Source organism: Hydrocoleum sp. CS-953 (assembly GCF_002260545.1).
In the GTDB taxonomy this organism is placed as follows: Bacteria; Cyanobacteriota; Cyanobacteriia; order Cyanobacteriales; family Microcoleaceae; genus Trichodesmium.
In genome coordinates this window covers 1-4889 of sequence record NZ_LGSU01000828.1, presented here as the reverse complement: position 1 = coordinate 4889, position 4889 = coordinate 1, and the positions used below count along the sequence as shown (strand labels likewise).

The following is a 4889-nucleotide window of genomic DNA, read 5'->3' as shown; positions in this document are numbered from 1 at the left end:
TTCCTTGTTGGTTAGCTGTAGTTAATACACTTATTTCTTTTACCGCTCCAAAGTCTATCAATACTATTTTGTTATCCGACTTCCGACGCATCAAGTTTTGTGGTTTGATGTCTCGGTGAATTATATTATTTTGATGAGCTGTTTCTAATGCTGATAATATTCCTTTGAGTAAGGCGATGGTATAAGACTCGCTTAATTTTTTCCCCGGCGTAAGTTCCTGACTAATATCTTGCCCTTCTATATATTCTTGTACTAAGTAAAATTCTGTTCCTTCCTGGAAATGAGCAAATAATTTTGGTATTTGGTCTGAGTCTTGCACTAATTTGTATAAGGTTTCTGCTTCTCTCTCAAACAACCTTTGAGCAATAGTCAAAACTCCTGGGTCTGGAATTTTAGGTGATAGATGTTTTACTACACATTTCGGTTTTCCTGGTAAGTCTAAGTCTTCAGCTAAGTAGGTATCCCCGAAACCTCCACTTCCGAGCGAGTGGATAATTTTGTAGCGTTGTCTCAGGATTTTTCCAGACTGCATAATTTTTTCAATTATGAAAATATACTACCTAGCCTTGTTTCACAGTTTTCCTATTTGTGGAATTTAATTTTGCTGTTAAGTTAGGGAAATATGGCTTTTTTGGCTTAATTGATTTGAGTATATATGAGCGCACCTTCTCCATTATAAGTATAATACTATGTCAAGTTTTCTTTTGTCAACCCNCTTTTTTGGCTTAATTGATTTGAGTATATATGAGCGCACCTTCTCCATTATAAGTATAATACTATGTCAAGTTTTCTTTTGTCAACCCCCTTTTTTCAGTTATTCAGTTATCAGTGTTTAGCTTTTCGTAGTAGTTCGAGCCATCAAATCAATATTTAAGGGGCTAGAGTCAAACTACAAACAACAGAATTATTCTCACTAATTTTTAGTCTACCCATAATTAGGGCGATCGCTTCTTTTCTCGGAAATCTCTTCATACTAATTATTCCGACAAAGGCTATAAGCTAACCGCTGAATCCTGAATGCTTTACTTTTCAGTTATCAGACTTTCTCGTTCTACTGCCTCGCCTTATTTCACAGTTTTCCTTGCCCTTGTAATTTAATTTTGCTGTTAAGTTAGGGAAATATTGCTTTTTTGGCTTAATTGATTTGAGTATATATGAGCGCACCTTCTCCATTATAAGTATAATACTATGTCAAGTTTTCTTTTGTCAACCCCCTTTTTTCAGTTATCAGTTATCAGTTTAACCAGACAAATACTAAACTTTTGTTTATTATTTAGCTCGTAGTTTGGCTCTAGCCCTAAAATCAATATTTAATATAAAATACTGTAGGGGTTTAGTATCCAAACCCAAAAGAATAAGGGATTTGGAAACCAAACCCCTACGATCAAATATTGCCACCTATATTGCTATATTAAGTTATTAGTTATTTAGTTATTAGTTTACATAGAAATTTAACTTATTCCTTCTTACCGGGTAATTAATAATTAATAATTATTAATTAAATAATTGAGCACCCTTTGCCTCCCCTTTCAAGGGAAAAAAAAATAAATTTTTTCCCCCTTTGTGTCAATCCTCTCCCTAAAAGGGAGAGGTAATTATCAATTATCAATTATCAANTTACCGAAATAATTAATAATTAAACAATTAAATAATTAGACCATTCAGGTTTAAAGCCTCCCCTTTCAAGGGGAAAAAAATAAATATGCATCCCCCTTTGTGTCAATCCTCTCCCTAAAAGGGAGAGGTAATTATCAATTATCAATTATCAATTATCAATTAATGAACTCTCCCTTCTTCCTTAATTAACTTGAAAAACTTCTCGAAGTGCTTCATCAAGAGTAGACTTCATCACAATTCTATTTTCATAAGAAATAATTACTCTTGCTAAAGTAGGCAAACTATTTTGCTCTGCTTCTAAATAAATAGGTTCAACATAAAGCAGAGATTTATTAATAGGAATAACTAATAAATTTCCTTGAATTGCTTTTGAACCTTCACGATTCCAAAGAGAAATTTGTTGTGATATTTCTGGGTCTTGATTAATCAAAGCTTCAATTTGTTCAGGACCATATATTAATCGTTCTTTAGGGAATTGATATAACAGTAACTTCCCATAATTTTCCCCATCGGATCTAGCAGCTAACCAAGCAATTAAATTATTACGACTTGCTGGAGTATAAGGTAGAAGTAAAATAAATTCTTCTAAGGTTTCTTCTGGTAATTTTGTAATTAGATAATAAGGTTCTACATTTTGTTGTTGACTACCATAAATCTCAATAGGAACCCGCCACAAATCTTCTCGATTATAAAATACACGGGGGTCATCCATGTGATAAGTTGCTAATACTTCAGATTGTACTTGAAATAAATCTAGTGGATAGCGGATATGAGTACGAATACTTTTTGGCATTTCTGCTATAGGAGTAAACATATCTGGAAATACTTTTTTCCAGGTTCTAATAATAGGATCTTTTGGATCGGCAACATAGAATTTTACTGAGCCATTGTAAGCATCAATTACAACTTTTACTGAGTTACGAATATAATTAAATTCATTATTTTCTGGGTCAGAATAAGGATAGTGATTAGTCGTAGTATAAGCATCAATCATCCAGTAGAGATAATTAGGATTTGTTTCAGTAATATTTTGGTTTCCAAAGTTAGGATTAGCGACTACTAAATATGGGTCATTGTCATAACGCAGAAATGGAGCGATCGCTCGGACTCTAGCATTAATATTGCGACGATATAAGACTTTTGTTTCGGGTGTAAATTCGTCAGTTAATAACATTCTCCAATTGTTCAAATATTTAGCAAATATCCATCTTTGCCACCCTTTACCAATAACAATTCCTCCACTACCATCATAGGTATTATAGGAGTTAGCTTCTCCACTAGGATAATCTAGTTCTCTATCTTTTTCTGCGGTGGAAGTAATGACATTAGTCTTAGTAAGTTCTCCATAATAAATTCTCGGTTTACCGATAGGAATGCTGTATCTAATTCTGTCTAATACTTCTAAAGTGCTATTCTTTTCAATAGTTGGATCTGGTCCGATATTTTTAACAAAATATTCTGGCAATCCACTATTTTCAACTTGGTTAACTGGAGAAATAGTAAAACCATAACCATGAGTATAGACTAAATGTTCGTTTACCCAAGTTTGTGCTGGTTCAGGTACAGATTCATAGTTTAGTTCTCTAGCTGCGATGATTACTTGTTGTTTTTCAGTAGGGTTATTTTTTGTTCTTTCTGAAGATTTTTTCAGAAATGTATAACGGTCAATATCGGCATTTAGAAATTCATAGTAAGGTCGAATTTGTTGTAATTGCCGATTTGTTTGTAAAATTGGTCTTGTATCCCAAAGGCGAATATTATCAATAATTAATTGATTATTAATTAAGTCAGTATAGGTAAGTTTATTGTCGGGGTCGAAAAGTTTTACTTCTAATTTATCTACGTCAACATAAGCTTCTTTTGTAAATTTAATACNTTAAGTCAGTATAGGTAAGTTTATTGTCGGGGTCGAAAAGTTTTACTTCTAATTTATCTACGTCAACATAAGCTTCTTTTGTAAATTTAATACTACGTTTAATATAAGGAATTTCTCGTTCTATCTCATTCGGTTGTACGATTGCTATTTGTACAATTTCTGGTATTAGCCAACTAGCTACTACTGCTATTGTTAAATACCATGTTAATATAACTCTTAATGAATAGCTATTAGCAAATAATTTGGCGCTAACTTTTTTATGTCTTTTCCTCTTGCGACCTAAACGTAGAAACCATAGAGTTGCTTCAATATAAGGCTGAATGTTTTTGACTGAAAAAATTGCTTGCCAAAATAGAAAAAATGCAATTAATAATGCTAAAACTGCTAAAAATACATACACAGGAAACTGAACTTTTATATCGGTATAACCAGCACCATAGATTACACCGCGTGGAGAGTAAAGTAATTCAAAACAAGCTATAAAGTAACTAAATGCTACGGTTAAAATAAAACCTCCACCTAAAGCATGAAGATGTCGTTGTTGTTGTTGAGAAAATTGATAAAAGTTGCCTTTACTTAAACTTTTACCTGACAAGAAATATATAACTGTGCAAGCTACTAATCCGTATAAGAATAATCCGCCCAACCAAAATTTTAATAGTTGTAAAATAGGAAGTTGAAAAACATAAAAGCTGATATCTATATGAAATAAATCTTCACTTTTATTAAAGGGAGTGGCATTCAAGAGTTGTAATATATTTCCCCAATGATTGGAAAGAATAAAACTCAAAACTAAACTAAGCAATATAGCAAATCCGCTTAACCAGAATATAGGATTAATAATCACAGCAAAAAATAACAGGATAAATAATCCTAATAACCATGAGTTAGATGGTATTGAGGTGAGTATTTGCCAAATTGATTCTATGGTCAATTCTGATGGGATTTGTGGGGATACTTTAGCAACTGTTAGATCGGGATGCCAGTAATTAGTAAATACTTCAATATAATGAGTTAGAATTAATCCTATTAATAGAATTAATCCGAATATAAAACATAACAACCAACGTAGTCTTAGTGAGGGTTCAATACGCAATTTACTTGACGGCATAGTAACTGGAGGAATAAGCATTATTTCTTCAGATATTGCATTATTCACCTCGCCTTTTGAATCCTTAAATATACTGGCTAATCTGAGATTTGCTAAAAAAAAGCCTGCTGTAATTAAAAAGGTAATTATCCAAATTAAAGTTTCTGTTTGCAATTTCGTGATTAAGACAGGCAAATAATTTAGTTCTTGAAACCATAAAATTTCCGCTAAGATATTGGTTGAAAAATCAAATACTGCCCAAAATCCAAATAAGCTGATAAATATTATTAATATATCTATGGGTTT

At 32.3% G+C, this 4889-nt stretch carries 2 protein-coding genes and 1 pseudogene; all 3 read right to left on the bottom strand.

Annotated elements, in window-relative coordinates; genetic code table 11:
• On the bottom strand, window positions 1–532 hold a 532-nt coding region (locus AFK68_RS10505), incomplete at its 3' end, for a serine/threonine-protein kinase (RefSeq protein ID WP_143437764.1).
• Window positions 533–1798: 1266 nt separating this feature from the next.
• Window positions 1799–3492 (bottom strand): annotated as a pseudogene (locus AFK68_RS41470) (UPF0182 family protein); the annotation flags it as partial.
• 1 nt (window position 3493) lies between these two features.
• On the bottom strand, window positions 3494–4817 hold a 1324-nt coding region (locus AFK68_RS41465), incomplete at its 3' end, for a UPF0182 family protein (RefSeq protein WP_246844104.1).
• Window positions 4818–4889 lie beyond the last annotated feature (72 nt).